The following is a 16,238-nucleotide window of genomic DNA, read 5'->3' as shown; positions in this document are numbered from 1 at the left end:
GCTCCTGGGCCTTCAGGCGCTTCGCGCGCGGTTGAGCCGCGCGAAGATGGCCTTGTTGCTCTTGTAGAGGTTGACGAATTCGCGGAACAGCTCGTCGTACAGAGCGCGGTTCGCGGGGTCCGGCTCGAAGGTCCGCGCCACGGGGACGAGCGCGGGCAGCTGCTCCACCGTCAGCTCCCCCAGCGCCACGGCCGCCTGGAACGCGGCGCCGCGCGCGTTGGCCAGCACCGGCTCGTCCACCTGTTGGATGGAGCGGCCCAGCACGTCCGCGTGAATCTGGCACCAGAGCGCCGAGCGCGCCCCTCCGCCGATGATGCGCAGCGACTCCAGCTTGCGCCCGACGAACTGCTCCACGTAGGTGAACAGCCAGCGCGAGTTGAAGGCCACGCCCTCCATCACCGCGCGCACCAGGTGCGCCCGCGTCGTCTTCAGCGACTGATTGAAGAACCCGCCGCGCAGCGACTTGTCGTCCACCGGGCTGCGCTCGCCGTTGAGCCAGGGCAGGAAGATGAGCCTGTCACTTCCGGCGGGCACCTGGCTCGCCTCGCGCTCCATCAACCGGTACACCTCCGCGGAGTCCTCCTCCTGCCCCTCGGGCCGGCCCGCCTGGCCATACAGGATGTTGTCCTTGAGGAAGGTGAGGCAGATGCCCGCGGACTCCTGCTCGTTGGCGAGCAGGTAGCGCCCCGGCAGCGCCGACGGCACGGACGCCATCTGGTGGAACAGGTCCGACTTCTTGTACGGCACGTGGCAGCACAGCCACGACGACGTGCCCACGCACAGGTGCGCCTCGAAGTCGCGCACCGCGCCCGAGCCCACCGCCGCGGCGAGGATGTCCGGCGCCCCCGTCACCACCCGCACGTCCTCGCTCAGCCCCAGCTCGCTCGCGGCCCGGGGGCTCAGCGGCCCCAGCACGCTCGCGGCGGGCACCAGGTCCGGCAGCTTCTCGCGGTGCAGGCCCGACATGCGCAACAGCCCCGCGTCGTAGTCCACGCGGCCCAGCGTCCGATTGTCCGTCACCCAGTGCAGGGTGATGGAGTCGTACGACGCCGCGAAGCGTCCGCTCAGCTTCAGGTTGAGCCAGTCCTTGGGCTCCAGGAACTTGTACGTCGCGCGGTAGACCTCCGGGTGCTCCGCCTGGAGGTAGAGGATGTGGCCCACCGGGTCCTTCCCGGACAGGCTCGGCACGCCGCCCGTCAGGCGGATCCACTGGAACAGCCGCGTGACGCCATAGCCCTCGATGGGCACCAGGCCCCCCGCCACGCGCTTCACGTGGGGCGCCCCGCGCGAGTCCATCCAGATGAGCGCCGGACGCAGCGGCGTCCCCTGCTCGTCCACCGCCACCGTGCCGGACCACTGCGAGCTGCAGTTGACGCCGATGATGTCGCGCGCGGACACCGCCCCCGCGCCGAGCAGCCTGCGCGTGCCCCGGACGATGGCGCTCCACCACGCCTCCGGGTCCTGCTCCGCGCCGCCGTCCGGCAACAAGTCCAGCGCCAGGGGCTCCACCTCGCCCCCGAGGATGCGCCCGCGCAGCGTGACGACCGCCAGCTTCACGGCGGAGGTACCCAGGTCGATGGCCAGGATGGACTTGTCACCTGCGTGGGACACTCGGCCCTCCGAGCCGGAATGGGGAGCCGCCCAAGCACGACGGCGGGCCGGACTCTAGGAAGCGCGTCGTGCCCCTTGCCATCCACAAGTCGGGGCAAGGGCGCTTTTCTGAACGACGGGCCCCGCCCCGGGCCTTGGTGCTAGCGTGCACGCCTCCCCTGGGGGTGGCATGCGCCGGTTCGTCGTCAGCGCGAGGGAGCTGTGGCAGCGGCACCCGGTGGCGCTGGGTGTCGCGGTGACGTTCTCGCTCAGCCTGCTGTTGCGCTGGCTGTATCTCCAGTCCGCGCCGGACCGCGCCTGGCCCTTCTCCATCTTCTTCTACGGCGACTCGCGCTTCTTCCACACGTACGCGCTCGAGCACGCCCGGGGCCTCGCGAGCTCCGCCACCCTGCCCTACCACCCGCCCCTGTTCCCGTGGCTCCTGGGCCTGCTGTACCGCGTGCTGGGCGAGCCCCAGGGCAACGCCTATCCGTACAAGCTGTGCCTCGCCGCGCTCAGCGCCTCCACCGTGGCGCTGTCGTGGACGTGGTGGCGGGGCCTGCTGGGCACCGCGTGGAGCTTCGTGGCCGCGGGCCTGTTCGCCGCGAGCTTCGGCTGGCTGGTGCTGTCCACCACGTACAGCAACGAGGTCCTGTACGCCTTCTTCCTCACCGCCACGCTCGCGCTCGTGCTGCGCCACCGCGCGGGGCCCACGCCCGTCGGCGCCGTGCTGCTGGGGCTCGCGATGGGACTGGGCTCGCTCACCCGCGCCGAGCACCTGTACCTGTGGCCCTTCCTGCTCGCGTGGGCCTGGCTGTACCGGGGCTCCACGCCGCTGACGTCGCTGGCCACCCGCTGGGGCGCCGCGGTGCTCGTGTCCGCGCTGGTGCTCGCGCCGTGGGCCCTGCGCAACGCGCGCGTGCTCCAGGAGCTCAACGCGAGCACGCCCGCGCTGGAGCCCCTGCCCGTCATGGCGCCCGTCACCGTGTACGGCCCCATCAACTTCGCCATGGCGAACCACGCCGGCGCCACCGGCGGCTTCACCCCGGACTCCGTCAACCAGCTGGGCCAGGACGGCCACCTGGACGTGGCCAACACCGCCCAGCGACACCTGCTCCTGCACGGCTACGCGGTGGGCCTGGCGTGGATGCGCGAGCACCCCGCCGACGCCGCGCGGCTGTGGAGCGCCAAGCTGGGACGGTGGCTGGATGGACTGAGCCTGGGCCTGGGCGCGTCCAACCTGCCCTCGGGCCTGAGCGGCTCGCGCGCGCCCGTGGACCTCTTCGTCCCCGAGGGCGGCGCGCTCAAGTGGCCGCTCGTCGCGCTCCTCGTCGCGGGCGTCCTGTTGTCCGTGACGCCCCGCTGGCGCGCCTTCAGCCTGCTGTCGCTCGTCGTCCTGCACCGGGCGCTCATCACCGCCGCCTTCTTCGGCTACACGCGCGGCCTGCTCACCATCTTCCCCGCCCTGCTCCCGCTGCTGCTGCTGCCCCTCGTCGCGCTCACCGCGCGAAGGCCCGCGCTCGCCCTGCGCGTGCCCGCGGTCGCGGGCGTCCTGCTGCTCCTGTTGTGGGTGGAGGCCGGGGCGCTCGCGCTCGGCGCGCCCCGCGGCTTCATGGCCAGCGGCAGCACGGACCGCACCAGCGGCAAGCTCATCCAGGACGACTGGGTGCGCATCTGGCCGAAGTGAGCCAGAACAACCTGTCAATAAAATTTGGATGAGGGTGGCACAAATACGCGCCCAGCGCCATAGCGGTATTCACTTAGGGTGCGTCGAAGTGTTCGCCAGTCAACACTCCTACCCCGCGTTTTCCCTAGAGCACATGTCTGGAACGAATCTCTGGGAATAAGCCATATTCAATTTTCTGCGGGGCATCAGTAAGGCGTCTGCGGGCTCCGCACCGGAGCCTTCGGGGTCCGCCCCTCGGGACCCCCATAGAGGAGAACCGCATGCGCCACACCCAGGTGTCAGCAGCATGTCTTGCCTTGCTCCTGTCAGGGACGAGCTGGGCGGTCCAGCCCCCCCAGGCGGGACCGAGCGCCGTCGCCGACAAGGCCTTCTTCAAGCCGGAGTTCTACCTTCCCATCCAGAACATGCCGCTGCAGCAGGCCCAGCAGACGCTGGACAAGGCGGCGGTGGGAGGCTGGGACGACTTCTTCAAGCGCAACGGGAGGGACTTCCGCGTCCACATCGACCCTCGCACCGGCACGCCGTCGGGCATCGAGGGCGCCTACCCCATCATCCCCGGCAAGGGCGTGCGCAACCGCGTCACGCTCGACAGCGTGCGCGAGGCCATCGGCCGCTCCGTGGCGGAGGTGGACGAGTCCGTCGTCGGTGACCTGGTGTTCAAGTACATCGCGGACAACCAGGCCGCCTTCAACCTCGACGTGATGCAGATGAGCGCGCCGCGCGTCACGAAGATCAACGACAACCTCTGGCAGGTGCACATCGGCCAGGTGGTCAACGGCATCCCCGTGCGCCACGCGCGCATCGCGGCGACCATCAGCCACGGCAACCTCGTCCTCGTCGGCACCGAGGCGTGGGCCACGGTGGGCATCGAGACCCGCCCGGCGCTCTCGGCCGGTGACGCGCTGGTGGCCGGCAACGGCTTCGTGGGCCTGAACACCAGCCCCCAGGGCCTGTGGCAGCAGCCCACGCTGGAGATCGCCCCCGTCGCGCCGGAAGGTGAGTCCTTCGCCGGCGCCGTGGGCACCGGCTACAAGCACCAGCTGGTGTACGCCTACGGGTTCCAGGACCCGAACGGCCACCAGCGCTGGAAGGTCACGGTGGACGCGAACTCGGGCGAGACGCTCGCCGTCGAGGACGACAACCACTACCTCGACGCGCAGATCAACGGCGGCATCTACCCGTCCACGAACATCGGCACGTGCGCGGACAACACCGTGTGCGGCACCATGAAGCCCAACTCGCCCATGCCCTGGGCGAACACGGGCCTGGCCTCGCCGAACAACTTCACGGACGGCGCCGGCGTCTTCAACTACAGCTCCGGCACCACCACCACGTCGCTCGCCGGCCGCTACGTCCGCGTGTCCGACGGCTGCGGCGCCATCAACGTCAGCTCCGCCACGGGCACCATCGCCCTGGGCGGCGTGAACAACGACCACGACTGCACGGTGCCCACCGGCACGTCCCCGGGCAACACCGCCGCGTCGCGCTCCAGCTTCTACGAGCTCAACAAGCTGGCGGAGCAGGCCCGCGGCTACCTGCCCAACAACACGTGGCTGCAGCAGCAGCTGCTCGCCAACGTGAACATCAACAGCACGTGCAACGCCTTCTGGAACGGCACGTCCGTCAACTTCTACCGCAGCGGCGGCGGCTGCCGGAACACGGGTGAGATTGGCGCCGTGTTCGACCACGAGTGGGGCCACGGCCTGGATGACTTCGACGCCAACGGCTCGCTGTCCAGCTCCAGCGAGGGCTACGCGGACATCGCGGCCATCTACCGCCTGCAGACCTCCTGCGTCGGCTACGGCTTCTTCCACACGTCCAACCTGGGCTGCGGCCAGACGCCGGACGGCTCGGGCTACAACCAGCAGGAGTCGCAGGTCTCCGGCTACAAGTGGTGCGACACGCGCTGCTCCGGCGTTCGCGACGCGGACTGGGGCGCGGCCCTGTACGCCACCCCGTCCGCTCCGACGCTCGTGCCGGCGCCCCCGGCCACGCCGCAGAACTTCGTGTGCCCCATGTGCTCGTCCGGCTCCGGCCCCTGCAGCCGCCAGGTGCACTGCGCGGCCTCGCCCGCGCGTCAGGCCGCGTGGGACCTGGTGACGCGTGACCTGACGGCCGCGCCGTTCAACTACGACTCCAACACGGCGTTCATCGTCGGCAACAAGCTGTTCTACCAGGGCTCCGGCAACATCGGCGCCTGGCACGCCTGCAACTGCTCGGGCGGCACGTCCGACGGCTGCGGCTCCACCAACGGCTACATGCAGTGGCTGGCGGCGGACGACGACAACGGCAACCTGAACGACGGCACGCCGCACATGACGGCCATCCACTCCGCGTTCGCGCGCCACAACATCGCCTGTAACACCATCACCCCGGTGAACTCCGGCTGTTCGTCCGGCCCCACCGCGGCGCCCACGCACACCGCCACGGCGGGTGATAGCCAGGTGTCCCTCAACTGGACGGCCTCCGCGGGCGCCACGGAGTACTGGGTGATGAAGACCGAGGGCATGGGCTGCGACTTCGGCAAGGCGAAGGTCGCCACCGTCTCCGGCACCAGCTACACGGACACCGAGGTCGCCAACGGCCGCGAGTACTGCTACTCCATCGTCCCCGCGTCCTCCAACGCCTGCTACGGCGCGGCGAGCGCCTGCACGTGCGCCACGCCGGTCTGCGCGGCGCCGGGCGTCGCCACCCTGTCCACGCCGTCCAACGGCGCCACCGGCGCGGAGCTGGCCACGGTGCTGGACTGGAACGACGTGACGGGTGCGTCCACGTACGAGGTGCAGGTCTCCACCAGCCCCACGTTCGCCACGGTGGTGGCGTCCGCCAACTCGCTGGTGGGCAGCACCTGGACGGTGACGCCGTCGCTCAACGTGAACACGACCTACTACTGGCGCGTGCGCGCGAACAACTCGTGCGGCGGCGTGGGCACCTGGTCCACGGCGTCCAGCTTCACCACGCGCGGCTGCGTGGCGCTCTCCGCGCCCACGCTCGCGTCCCCGGCGGATGGCGCCACGGGCGTGGCCTCGGCCACGGCGCTGGACTGGGCCGACGTGCCGAGCGCGGCGACGTACGAGGTGCAGGTGGCCACGGACGCGGGCTTCGCCAACATCGTCCGCTCCGCCAACGCGCTGACCACCAGCAACTGGACGGTGTCCCCCAACCTGAGCAGCGCCACGACGTACTACTGGCGGGCCCGGGCGGCGGACGTCTGCGGCACCAGCGCCTTCAGCGCCGTGCGCAGCTTCACCACGTCCACCGTCTGCACGCCGACGCTCGCCACGTTCGACACCACCCGCCAGGCCCCCACGTGCGGCACGGTGTGCGGCTGCGACACCGGCCCCACGCTGGTCAACGGCCGCGGCTCGATGTCCGGCGGTATCGAGCCGAACCAGCCGAACACCATCAATGACTCGTGCGCGGACGGCACCTCCGGCTCCTACCACGGCGACGAGAGCATCGACCGGGTCGTCATCAAGACGGTCGACCAGGGTCCGTTCGCCGCGGGCAAGCAGGTGACGGTGGAGGTCACGGTGTGGTGCTACAGCACCGGCTCCTCCGACTTCTTCGACCTGTACTACACGACCAACGCCGCGTCCCCGACGTGGACGGCCCTGGTCACCGGCGTGGTCTGCCCGGCGGGCGGCGTGCAGAAGTTCACGCACACGTTCAACCTGGCCAACACGGCGGGCACGCACGCCATCCGCCCGCAGTTCCGCTTCACCGGCACGGCGAGCGCCTGCGCCAGCGGCAGCTACAACGATCGCGACGACATGGTCTTCTCCGTCGGCGCGGCCGTGGCCTCCGCGGACTCGGGCAAGTCCACCACGTCCCAGGGCCGCGCGGCTCCCGCCGGCCGCTGACCGACGCCTCCCGTCCCCTCCGGTGCAAGCGGGCCGGAGGGACGCGGGTGAGTGACAGCAGGGATGGATGACGAGGGCTTCCGGGCGGTCCGCCGGAGGCCCTCTGTCTTTCAGTGGCGCTCGCCGGGGCCCTGCTCCGACGGAGGCTCGCCGCCTTCCAGCGGGCCCGCGAGCAACAGCCCCTCCTCCACCGCGCCCTTGCCCACCTGGCGGCGCGCGCGCTCGCGGTGGTGGGCGCGCCTGAAGCGCAGCTGCCGCTCGCGGAGGACCTCCTGGAGCAGCACCTGCGCGGCGGCGGCCAGCGGCACGGCGATGACCGCGCCGAGCAGCCCCGCCAGGGCGCCTCCGCACAGCACCACCAGCGAGATGAGCAGCGGGTTCATCCGGATGGCGCGCCGCTGCACCATGGGGCCCAGCACGTTGGACTCAATCTGGTTGTAGACGACGAAGATGATCAACGCGATGACCGCCGAGCGGAACCCCACGGTGGCCAGCGTGGTGAGGCACACCAGCACACCGCTGACGATGCTGCCGATGTAGGGGATGACGCCCAGCACCATCACCGCCAGCCCCAACGGCAGGAAGTACGGCACGCCCTGGGCGAGCGCGACGATGGCCGCCACCACGCCGCCGATGGTCATCACGAACAGGGTGCCGGCGATGTAGTTGCTCACCGCCTCGCGCATGCGGCCCACCAGCTGGCGCACGTGGTGCTGCCGCCGCGGCGCCACCCACTGGAGGATGCTCTCGTACAGTTCGCCGCCGAACAGCAGGCCGAACACGGTGAGCGCCACCACCGTGATTCCACCGGCGAGCAGTCCCAGGGAGGAGGACAGCACGCCCACCGCGCGACCCGCCAGGTCCAGCGGCTCGAAGCGCAGCAGCTCCTCCGGCTTCAGCTCGAAGCCGTAGCGCGTCCCCAGCTCCTGGAGCCACTTCGACTGGGAGAGCTTCTCCAACAGCCCCGGCGCGGACTGGACCAGGCCCTCCAGCTGCTGCACCAGCGCGGGCACCAGCGTCCCCACCAGCACGCCCATCAACCCCAGCAGGAGCAGCGCCACCGCCGCCACGCCCAGGCCGCGGCGCACGCCCCAGCGCTCCAGCCTGCGCACCAGCGGGTCCAGCGCGAGCGACAGCAGGAGCACGACGGCCAGCAGCGTCAGGAGCGGATAGAGCCTGCGCAGCACCAGCCAGCAGACCGCGAGCAACAGCACCTGAAGCCCCACGGCCCACACCGTGCGGGCGGGCACGTAGACGGGGAGCTGGCGTCCTGAGTCCTTCATGCGCGACAAGGTAGGAAGTGGCGCGCCGCCAGTCAGTCCCCCACCCACACGAGCGCGGGACGCTCGCGCGCACGAGCGCCCGGGCCCAGGGGCGTCGACGCTCGGTGTCTCGTGGAGCAGGCGGACGGCCGAGCCCCCGTGCGCGCGCTGACTCCACGGGGCGGTTGGCGGCGCGCCGGAACGAACCTGTGCCGTGAGGGTGCTGGCGCCCCACCCTTCAGTCCGACAGCGACGGGACACAACCGGACTGCGCCATGTCCGATAATCTTCAAGCAGACCTGGAATCACGCCCGGAAGGAGGCGACGCGATGTGGGTCGAAGCCATCGTCATGCCCCGAGAGAAGCCCGCGGAGGTTCGAGCCGCTCCACGCGGCGAGGCCAGGCGTGCGTCCGCGGCCGCGCCCCTGGAGAGCCGCGCGGCCATCCACCAGCGTGCGGGGGAGGAGAGCCGCCAGTTCCGCGACCAGGTGCTCGGCTTCCTGCGGGCGCACCAGTTGATGAGCGCGGTGCGCTGGGTGAGCGAGCCCGGGGTGTTTCCGTTGGTGACGCTGCACTGCACACGCGGCGTGCTGGAGCGGCTGCGCCGCGAGCCGGGCTTCGAGGCGGGCCAGGCCATGTCGTTGGAGCTGACGACCTGAGGCCCTGTCGCGCCCCGGGAGCATCCCTACGTTTCCCTTGAGACATCACAGTCGGGCCACGGGTTCCGGGGCGCTCCGGCGCTCCTCCGCAGGCTCGCAGGGGGGAACATCATGAGCGAGCTCAGCATCAAGCGCTTCTCCACGCCCGACGAGCGTCGGCCGTTCGCCGACCACGGGCACGCGGAGATCCTCCGCTTCGACGACGACACGACGGTGGGAAGGGTCGTCTTCGAGCCGGGTTGGAAGTGGTCCCAGGACGTCAAGCCGCTGGCGGGAACCGACTCCTGCCAGGTGGCGCACGCCTGCTACATCGTCAGCGGGCGCATGGTGATCCGGATGGATGACGGCACCGAGCTCGAAGCGGGCCCGGGAGACGTGGCCATCATCCCGCCGGGCCATGATGGCTGGGTGATTGGCGACGAGCCCTGCATCGCGGTGGACTTCGAGGGCATGGGCCACTACGCGGAGCGCGGCGCGTCCCAGGGCCGCGCGCGCGTGCAGTCCTCCACCCAGCAGCCGCCGGGCGTTCACTGACTCGGGGAGCGGGGCGGACCCTCGGCTACAGCCGGGGGTCCACCGGTTCACTCTCCAGCGCGAGCACGCCGAAGACACACTCGTGCACGCGCCGCAGCGGCTCCCGGCGCACGAAGCGCTCCAGCGCCTCCAGGCCCAGTGACAGCTCCCGCATGGCCAGCGAGCGCTTGGTGGACACGCCCCGCTGGCGCAGGCGCGACAGGTGCTCGGGCGCGGTGTACTCGGGGCCGTAGATGATGCGCAGGTAGTCGGGCCCGCGGCACTTGATGGCCGGCTGGAGGTAGCCCTTCTTGCCACGCGCCACATAAGCCCGGGGCTTCACCACCATGCCCTCGCCGCCGTTCGCCGTCAGCGACTCCCACCACCGCGTCGCCGCCGCCACCTCCTCCGCGTCCGCCAGCGACACCACGCGATAGGGCGTGGCCACCAGCCACCCGGCATCCGCGCGGCACACCCTGGCCAGCGACTCCATGTGCCACACGTGGTCCTTGTCCGTGTGCACGGCGCCCTCCGTCGCCAGCAGGTGGAACGGCGCGAGCCGCACGTCCTCCAGCGAAGCCACCGGCCAGCAGTAGCGCCGATAGGCCGCGACATAGCGCCCCACGCCGTCCGCCTTGCGCTCGAAGCGGCTCACCAGCGCCGACAGGTCCAGCCCCCGCGCCGCCGCCTGGGCCACCGCCTCCCGGGCCGCGCCCACCGAGGCCAACGCCGCCGCGCCCACCGCCGCGTACTGTTCGCGCACCAGCTCCCGCGCCTTCAGCGACCACGGCATCAGCTCGCAGTCCAGGCAGGCCCAGTCCGTCTGGTGCTCCCCCCAGAACCCGGAGGCGTCGAAGGCCGCGCCCAGCCGCGCCAGGAACGCCGCCTCCAGCGCCTCGTCCTGGAAGAACCGCCGCCCGGTCCGCGTGTAGCACGCGCCCCGCTCGTCCCCGTCGAGCCCGAAGCGCCGGCGGGCCACGTCCGCGTCGCGGCACAGCACGACGACGGCGCGCGAGCCCATGTGCTTCTCCTCGCACACCACCTCCAGCACGCCCTCGCGCTGGAAGTAGGCGAACGCCTCCTCCGGGTGCTCCAGGAGCCCGGGGCGCGCGCTCGTCTCCGACGGCGACATGGTGGGCGGCAGGTAGATGAGCCACTTGGGGTGCACCGCGAAGCGGCTCATCACCTCCAGCGCGGCCGCGGCGTTCTCCTCGCGGAGGGTGATGTTGCGCATCAGCCCCGTGGTCACGATGCGCTTGCCCAGCACGTCCGCCACGTCGAGCACGTCGTCGTCCTGCTGCTGCGCCGTCAGCGCGGCGGGAGCGCCTCCGATGCCCGGCGGCCTGCGCGCCTCGCAGTACACGCGCGCCGCCTGCACGGAGCACAGCTCCCGCTCCGGATAGCGCAGCGCCGTCAGCTTCCCGCCGTAGACACAGCCGGTGTCCACGCAGAGCGTGTTGTTGAGCCACTCGGCCTCCGGCACGGGCGTGTGGCCGTAGACCACCATCGCCTTGCCCCGGTACTCGGAGGCCCAGTCGTGGCGGACGGGCAGCCCGTACTCGTCCGTCTCCCCCGTCGTCTCGCCGTAGAGCGCGAAGTCGCGCACCTTGCCCGAGCCGCGCCCCTGCATGGACTCCTTGAGCCCCGCGTGCGCGACCACGAGCCTTCCACCGTCCAGCACGTAGTGGGACACCAACCCGTCGATGAACTTCACCACCTGGGCGCGGAACTCCGGGGGCTCGCGCTCGAGCTGCTCCATCGACTCCGCGAGGCCGTGGGACAGCTTGACGTCACCGCCCCGCAGCTTCCGCATCAGCTTGATTTCGTGGTTGCCCGGCACGCACAGCGCCGTGCCCGCCTCCACCATCCCCATCACCAGCCGCAGCACCCCGACGACTCCCGGCCCCCGGTCGACCAGGTCGCCCAGGAACACCACCTTGCGGCCCTCGGGCGGGCGCACGTCGAAACCAGGGTCCCCCACCGGTTGGGGCGTGACGACGTAGCCCAGCTTCGTCAGCAGCAGCACCAGCTCGTCCAGACACCCGTGGATGTCGCCGATGATGTCGAAGGGCCCCGTCTCCTGCTTGCGGTTGTTCCACAGCGGCTGACGCTCGATGACCAGGTCCTCGAGCTGCTCGGGCTTGAGGATGTGGACGTGGCGGAAGCCCTCGCGCTCCAGGCCGCGCAGGGACTGGCGCAGCTGCTGGAGCTGGTGGCGCACCACCCGGAGTCCGAACTGACGGTTGGGCCTCAGCGCGTTGCGCGCGTGGCAGGTGGCCTCGGGCACGTCCAGGACGATGACCACCGGCAGCACGTGGTACTCGCGCGCCAGGGCCACCAGCGGCTTGCGCGCCTCGGGCTGGGTGTTGGTCGCGTCGATGACCGTCAGCCGGCCGCGCGCCAGCCGCTTCGCCGCGATGAAGCGCAGCACGTCGAACGCGTCGCGCGTCGCGTCCTGGTCGTTCTCGTCGTCGGACACGAAGCCGCGGCAGGTGTCGGACGAGAGGACCTCCGTCGGGAGGAAGTGCTTGCGCGCGAAGGTGGACTTGCCGGCGCCAGAGGGGCCAACGAGCAGGACCAGGGACAGCTCGGGAAGGGAGATTTTCATCGTGTGAACACCGCCATCTGGGTCGGCGCGCCGACCTCCGCATCCAGCGTCCCGACGGGCACGAAGCGCACGCCGTAGCCGAAGCGCTCCGCCTGCCGCCGCGCCCAGGACTCGAACTGCGCCCGCGTCCACTCGAAGCGGTGGTCCTTGTGCCGGAACGCGCCCGGGGCCAGGCCCTCGAAGCGCACGTTGTATTCCGCGTTGGGCGTCGTCAGCACCACGACGCCCGGACGCGCCCACTCGAACAGCACCCGCTCGAACGCGGCCAGCCGGGACGGCTCCAGGTGCTCGATGACCTCCACCACCGTCGCGGCGTCATGGCCCGAGAGCCGCGCGTCCCGGTACAGCAGCGAGCCTTGCAGCAGCTGGATGCGCTGACGTTGGAGGTCGGGGAGCCGCTCCAGCTTCAGCCGCTCGGCGGCGACCTCCAGCGCCCGCGTGGACACGTCCATGCCGGTGATGCGCGTGAAGCGACGCTCCTGGAGCAAGGCCCGCAGGAGCTTGCCCTCGCCGCAACCCACGTCCACCACCGACGCCGCGCCCTGCTCGACGAGCGCCGTCAGCACGGCCTCCCGCCGCTGCTCGTCCAGGCTGACCCGCCGCTCCAGCGTGGCCTCGGCCTCGTCGCGGGCCGTCTCGACCGCGTCCGTCACACCGGTGTCCTCGCCCTCCAGCAGACGCGACATCGCCTCGCGCGCGAGGCTGCGCTGGTGGCGCAGGTAGCGCCGCGTGATGACCTCCCGCTCCGGATGCGACGCGAGCCAGCCCTCACCGTGGCGCAGGAGCTTGTCGACCTCATCCTCCGTCACCCAGTAGTGCTTGTCGTCGTCCAGCACCGGCACCAGCACGTACAGGTGGCTGAGCAGGTCCGACAGCGGCTTGTCCCCCTGGAGCGTCACCGTGAAGTAGCGGCTGGGCCCCCACTCCGGCACCGTCTCGTCGAGCACGTGGCGGGTGGCCGTCACGGTGTAGCCGAGCGGCTCGAAGAGGCGCCGCAGGAAGGGCTCGCCTCCACGACACGGCAGCACGGACAGCCGCGCGGTGAGCGGCAGCGCCCGGGCCGCCAGCTCGGGCCGCTCGCGGCTGCGGCCGGAGAGGGCCGCGCCGAAGACGCGCGAGAGCGCCACGCTCAGGAACGACGAGGCCACGTAGGGGCGGTCATTGACGTACTGCTCCAGCGCGCCGCCGTCGCCGGAGGGGCCCTTGCGCTCGCGCACCAGCGCCACCGGGTCCACCTCCAACAGGAGCGCGGCCGTGCAGCGCTGCTCGGTCGCCTCCGGGTAGAAGACGTGCGCCGTGCCGAACGACACGTCGAACGACTGGGGCTTGTGCGGGCTCTTGTGCAGCAGGTAGCCCAGGTCCGTCGCGGGAGAGTGGGTCGTCGAGAGTGTCAGGAGCATTCAGTGCCAGACCCGGGCCGAGGCCACGAGGGTGTCGAGGTCGATGCGAAACGCGCGAGTGCCTTCGCCGCCATACAACCAGGGCCCACGCCCGCGCATCCACGTGGGCTGCCAGCGCTCGCCGTCCGGGTCCACGAAGACGAAGGTCCCCGCGGAGGCCAACGTCTTCTCGCGGCGACCGTGCAGCACGTACAGCTCGAACTGGGAGCGCGCCGAATACGAGCCGCCGAACAACACGTGCGTAGAGCCCACCGCCATCGCGCTCGCTCCCGCGACGGGTGTCTTCCAGGTCACCGGCTTCGCGCCGTCGCGCAGCCGCACCAGCGGGAAGTCCGTGTAGAAGTACAGCCAGGTCTCGTCGTCCGACGCGACGTTGAGCGCATAGCAGTCGATGATGATGTCCGTCCCGGCGGCGCGCGGGTCGAACTCACTCAAGCGCCGCCCCATCGCATCGAATTGCACCAGCCCGCTGCGGCCGATGGGCTCGCTGTCGATGTCACCCTGCCCCCAACCCCGGTTGCCGAGCACACCTTCGTCGAAGTAGCTCACCCACAGCCGACCATCGCTCGTGGTCTGGATGTCCTGGATGCCATCACCGAGCGTCAGTTCGCGCCGGGCCACGCCTTGTCGCGAGTAGACGATGGCGTTGCGGGCGTGAGCGTCCTTGTCCACGTAGGCGCACCGGGCCCCCGCCAGCAGCAGGTCTCCATCGGGCAGGGGTTGGACGAAGTGGAAGTTGAGGCGCTCGGGTGGAAGGAGGATGGACTCGGGCTCGGCGTCCGGGGAGGGATAGCGCAGGACCTCGTAGGACTGCGGAGCGTCCGCGTGGGACTTGGCGAACGAGGCACCTCCCGGCGTGAAGGACATCCGGTCGTCGCGCTTGCCGTCCAATGCCACGAGCCACAGGTCGAGGTCGGGCCCAACTCCCTGCGCCACCACCTCTCGGCCCGCCAGGGCCTCCGAGAAATCGACGAAACACGGCACCTCGAGATGGGTCAACTCGCGTTCTGACATGGCTTTTTCCTGGTCTGGGAACCGAGCTCGGGGGGGCCGGTTTCGAGGCCGCAGACGCCAGGTCCGGAGGGGACCTGACGCTCCCCGCGGGCGCACACCTCCCCCCATGACAGGCACTCGCGCTACAGTGGAAACACCCCCCGCGCGCTTCGTTGTTCAAGCCGCACAACGTCGTGTCCCCCACGGGCCTCACCTCGTCGCCGGGTCTGCGCGCGGACGGCACCGCGTTCTGACGCGGTGCGAGGGCGCCCGGAATGACGCGGGCGCCCTCATCCCCGCGCTACACGACCACCGCGCGGAGGAGTAGGAAGCGGTGCATGCGCACCCTGCTCTCCTCTTCCGTGCTGCTGTCGCTGCTGCTGACTCCCACGCTCGGCGCCGCCCAGGCCGAGCGCCCCAGGCCTCGCGCCAGGGACCTGGGCATCACCTTCGGGGGGCAATCAGGCCCCCTCAACGCCATCACCGACGTGCCGGGCGTGGAGGTGGGCCACACCACGCTCATCTCCGGCCAGGGCCGCATCGAAGCGGGCAAGGGCCCCGTGCGCACCGGCGTCACCGCCGTGCTGCCCCGAGGCAAGGCCAACGTGGGCGAGCCCGTCTTCGCCTCCACCTACGCCCTCAACGGCAACGGCGAGATGACCGGCACGCACTGGATTCAGGAGTCCGGTGAGCTCAACGGCCCGGTGATGATCACCAACACCAACGACATCAGCGCCGTGCGCGAGGCCGTCATCACCTGGGCGGTGAAGAAGGACCTCGCGTGGGACCTGGGCCTGCCCGTCGTCGCGGAGACGTGGGACGGCATGCTGCACGACGTGTATGGCTTCCACGTCAAGCCCGAGCACGCGCACCAGGCACTCGAGACGGCGCGCACCGGCCCCGTCCCGGAGGGCTCCGTGGGCGGCGGCACGGGCATGGTGTGCCACAACTTCAAGGGCGGCATCGGCACCGCGTCGCGCAAGCTGCCCGAGTCCGCCGGCGGCTACACGCTCGGGGTACTGGTGCAATGCAACTACGGCTCGCGCCGCCTCTTCTCCGTCGAGGGCGTGCCCGTGGGAGAGGAGCTCCCGGACCAGCGGCCGTGCTACCTCGGCTCCCAGAAGCCCGGCAGCCCCATGATGCAGGCGGTGCCGTCCTGCGACGCGACGGGCGCCCCGTCCAAGGCACCCAACCCCTTCGAGGGCGCGGGCTCCATCATCGTCATCGTCGCCACGGACGCGCCGCTCCTGCCCCACCAGCTCAACCGGCTCGTCCGCCGCGTGCCGCTGGGCATCGCCAAGATGGGCGGCCTGGGTGAGAACTACTCGGGCGACATCTTCCTCGCCTTCTCCACCCAGCACCTGAAGCCGCCGACCCAGGCACACGTCGCCAACGTGGCGGTGCTCGGAAATGATCGCCTCAACCCCCTCTTCGCGGCCACCGTCCAGGCCACGCAGGAGGCCATCCTCAACTCCATGCTGGCCTCCGACACCATGACCGGGGCGGACAACATCCGCGTCTTCGGCCTGCCGCACGACGGCCTGGTCAAGGCGATGAAGAAGTACGGACGGCTCAAGCCCGCCGCGCCCGCGCCGGCGACCCGCAAGACGGCGAAGCCCTGACCGGACTCGGGCGGCGGCTCGCATGGGCTCCAGGCGGCCAC

Annotated in this window: 10 protein-coding genes; 5 read left to right on the top strand and 5 right to left on the bottom strand. The window is 70.9% G+C overall.

Going from position 1 to position 16,238, the window contains the following annotated elements; translation table 11 throughout:
• Positions 1-12: 12 nt before the first annotated feature.
• Positions 13-1,611, bottom strand: a complete 1,599-nt coding sequence (locus AC6JA9_RS17850) for a xylulokinase (RefSeq protein WP_497960257.1) — start codon at positions 1,609-1,611, stop codon at positions 13-15.
• Between the two features lie 169 nt (positions 1,612-1,780).
• Between AC6JA9_RS17850 and AC6JA9_RS17845 the strand changes: the two genes are divergently transcribed.
• Positions 1,781-3,277, top strand: a complete 1,497-nt coding sequence (locus AC6JA9_RS17845) for an ArnT family glycosyltransferase (RefSeq protein WP_426746741.1) — start codon at positions 1,781-1,783, stop codon at positions 3,275-3,277.
• 260 nt (positions 3,278-3,537) lie between these two features.
• Complete coding sequence (locus AC6JA9_RS17840) at positions 3,538-7,140, top strand: endopeptidase (protein ID WP_483577704.1); 3,603 nt, start codon at positions 3,538-3,540, stop codon at positions 7,138-7,140.
• A gap of 110 nt (positions 7,141-7,250) precedes the next feature.
• Here AC6JA9_RS17840 and AC6JA9_RS17835 read toward each other — a convergent pair whose 3' ends face one another.
• Positions 7,251-8,423, bottom strand: coding sequence for an AI-2E family transporter (locus AC6JA9_RS17835; protein ID WP_497960255.1), 1,173 nt, complete (start codon positions 8,421-8,423; stop codon positions 7,251-7,253).
• 308 nt (positions 8,424-8,731) lie between these two features.
• Here AC6JA9_RS17835 and AC6JA9_RS17830 point away from each other — a divergent pair, with 308 nt between their 5' ends.
• Both AC6JA9_RS17830 and AC6JA9_RS17825 read left to right on the top strand, forming a co-directional pair.
• On the top strand, positions 8,732-9,061 hold the full coding sequence (locus tag AC6JA9_RS17830) for a hypothetical protein (RefSeq protein WP_223750139.1): 330 nt from the start codon (positions 8,732-8,734) through the stop codon (positions 9,059-9,061).
• A 111-nt stretch (positions 9,062-9,172) separates the two neighbouring features.
• Entirely contained in the window at positions 9,173-9,595 is a 423-nt protein-coding gene (locus tag AC6JA9_RS17825; protein ID WP_223750140.1) for a cupin domain-containing protein, read from the top strand.
• Positions 9,596-9,620: 25 nt separating this feature from the next.
• Here the strand turns inward: AC6JA9_RS17825 and AC6JA9_RS17820 are convergent, their stop codons facing one another.
• From AC6JA9_RS17820 to AC6JA9_RS17810, 3 genes are read right to left on the bottom strand one after another with little or no spacing between them, the layout of a single operon-like run.
• Positions 9,621-12,182 carry a polynucleotide kinase-phosphatase gene (locus tag AC6JA9_RS17820; protein ID WP_223784728.1) on the bottom strand — a complete coding sequence of 854 codons (2,562 nt, stop codon included), beginning with the start codon at positions 12,180-12,182 and terminating at the stop codon, positions 9,621-9,623.
• Entirely contained in the window at positions 12,179-13,582 is a 1,404-nt protein-coding gene (locus AC6JA9_RS17815) for a 3' terminal RNA ribose 2'-O-methyltransferase Hen1 (protein ID WP_497960253.1), read from the bottom strand. Before AC6JA9_RS17815 ends, AC6JA9_RS17820 begins: the two co-directional genes overlap by 4 nt.
• Complete coding sequence (locus tag AC6JA9_RS17810; protein ID WP_223750143.1) at positions 13,583-14,596, bottom strand: YxiH-YxzG fusion protein; 1,014 nt, start codon at positions 14,594-14,596, stop codon at positions 13,583-13,585. It abuts the gene before it with no gap.
• 317 nt (positions 14,597-14,913) lie between these two features.
• Here AC6JA9_RS17810 and AC6JA9_RS17805 point away from each other — a divergent pair, with 317 nt between their 5' ends.
• Entirely contained in the window at positions 14,914-16,197 is a 1,284-nt protein-coding gene (locus AC6JA9_RS17805) for a DmpA family aminopeptidase (RefSeq protein WP_408890736.1), read from the top strand.
• Positions 16,198-16,238 lie beyond the last annotated feature (41 nt).

The sequence above is a fragment of the Myxococcus sp. MH1 genome, from assembly GCF_059738865.1.
This window is presented reverse-complemented; position numbering and strand designations above follow the sequence as displayed.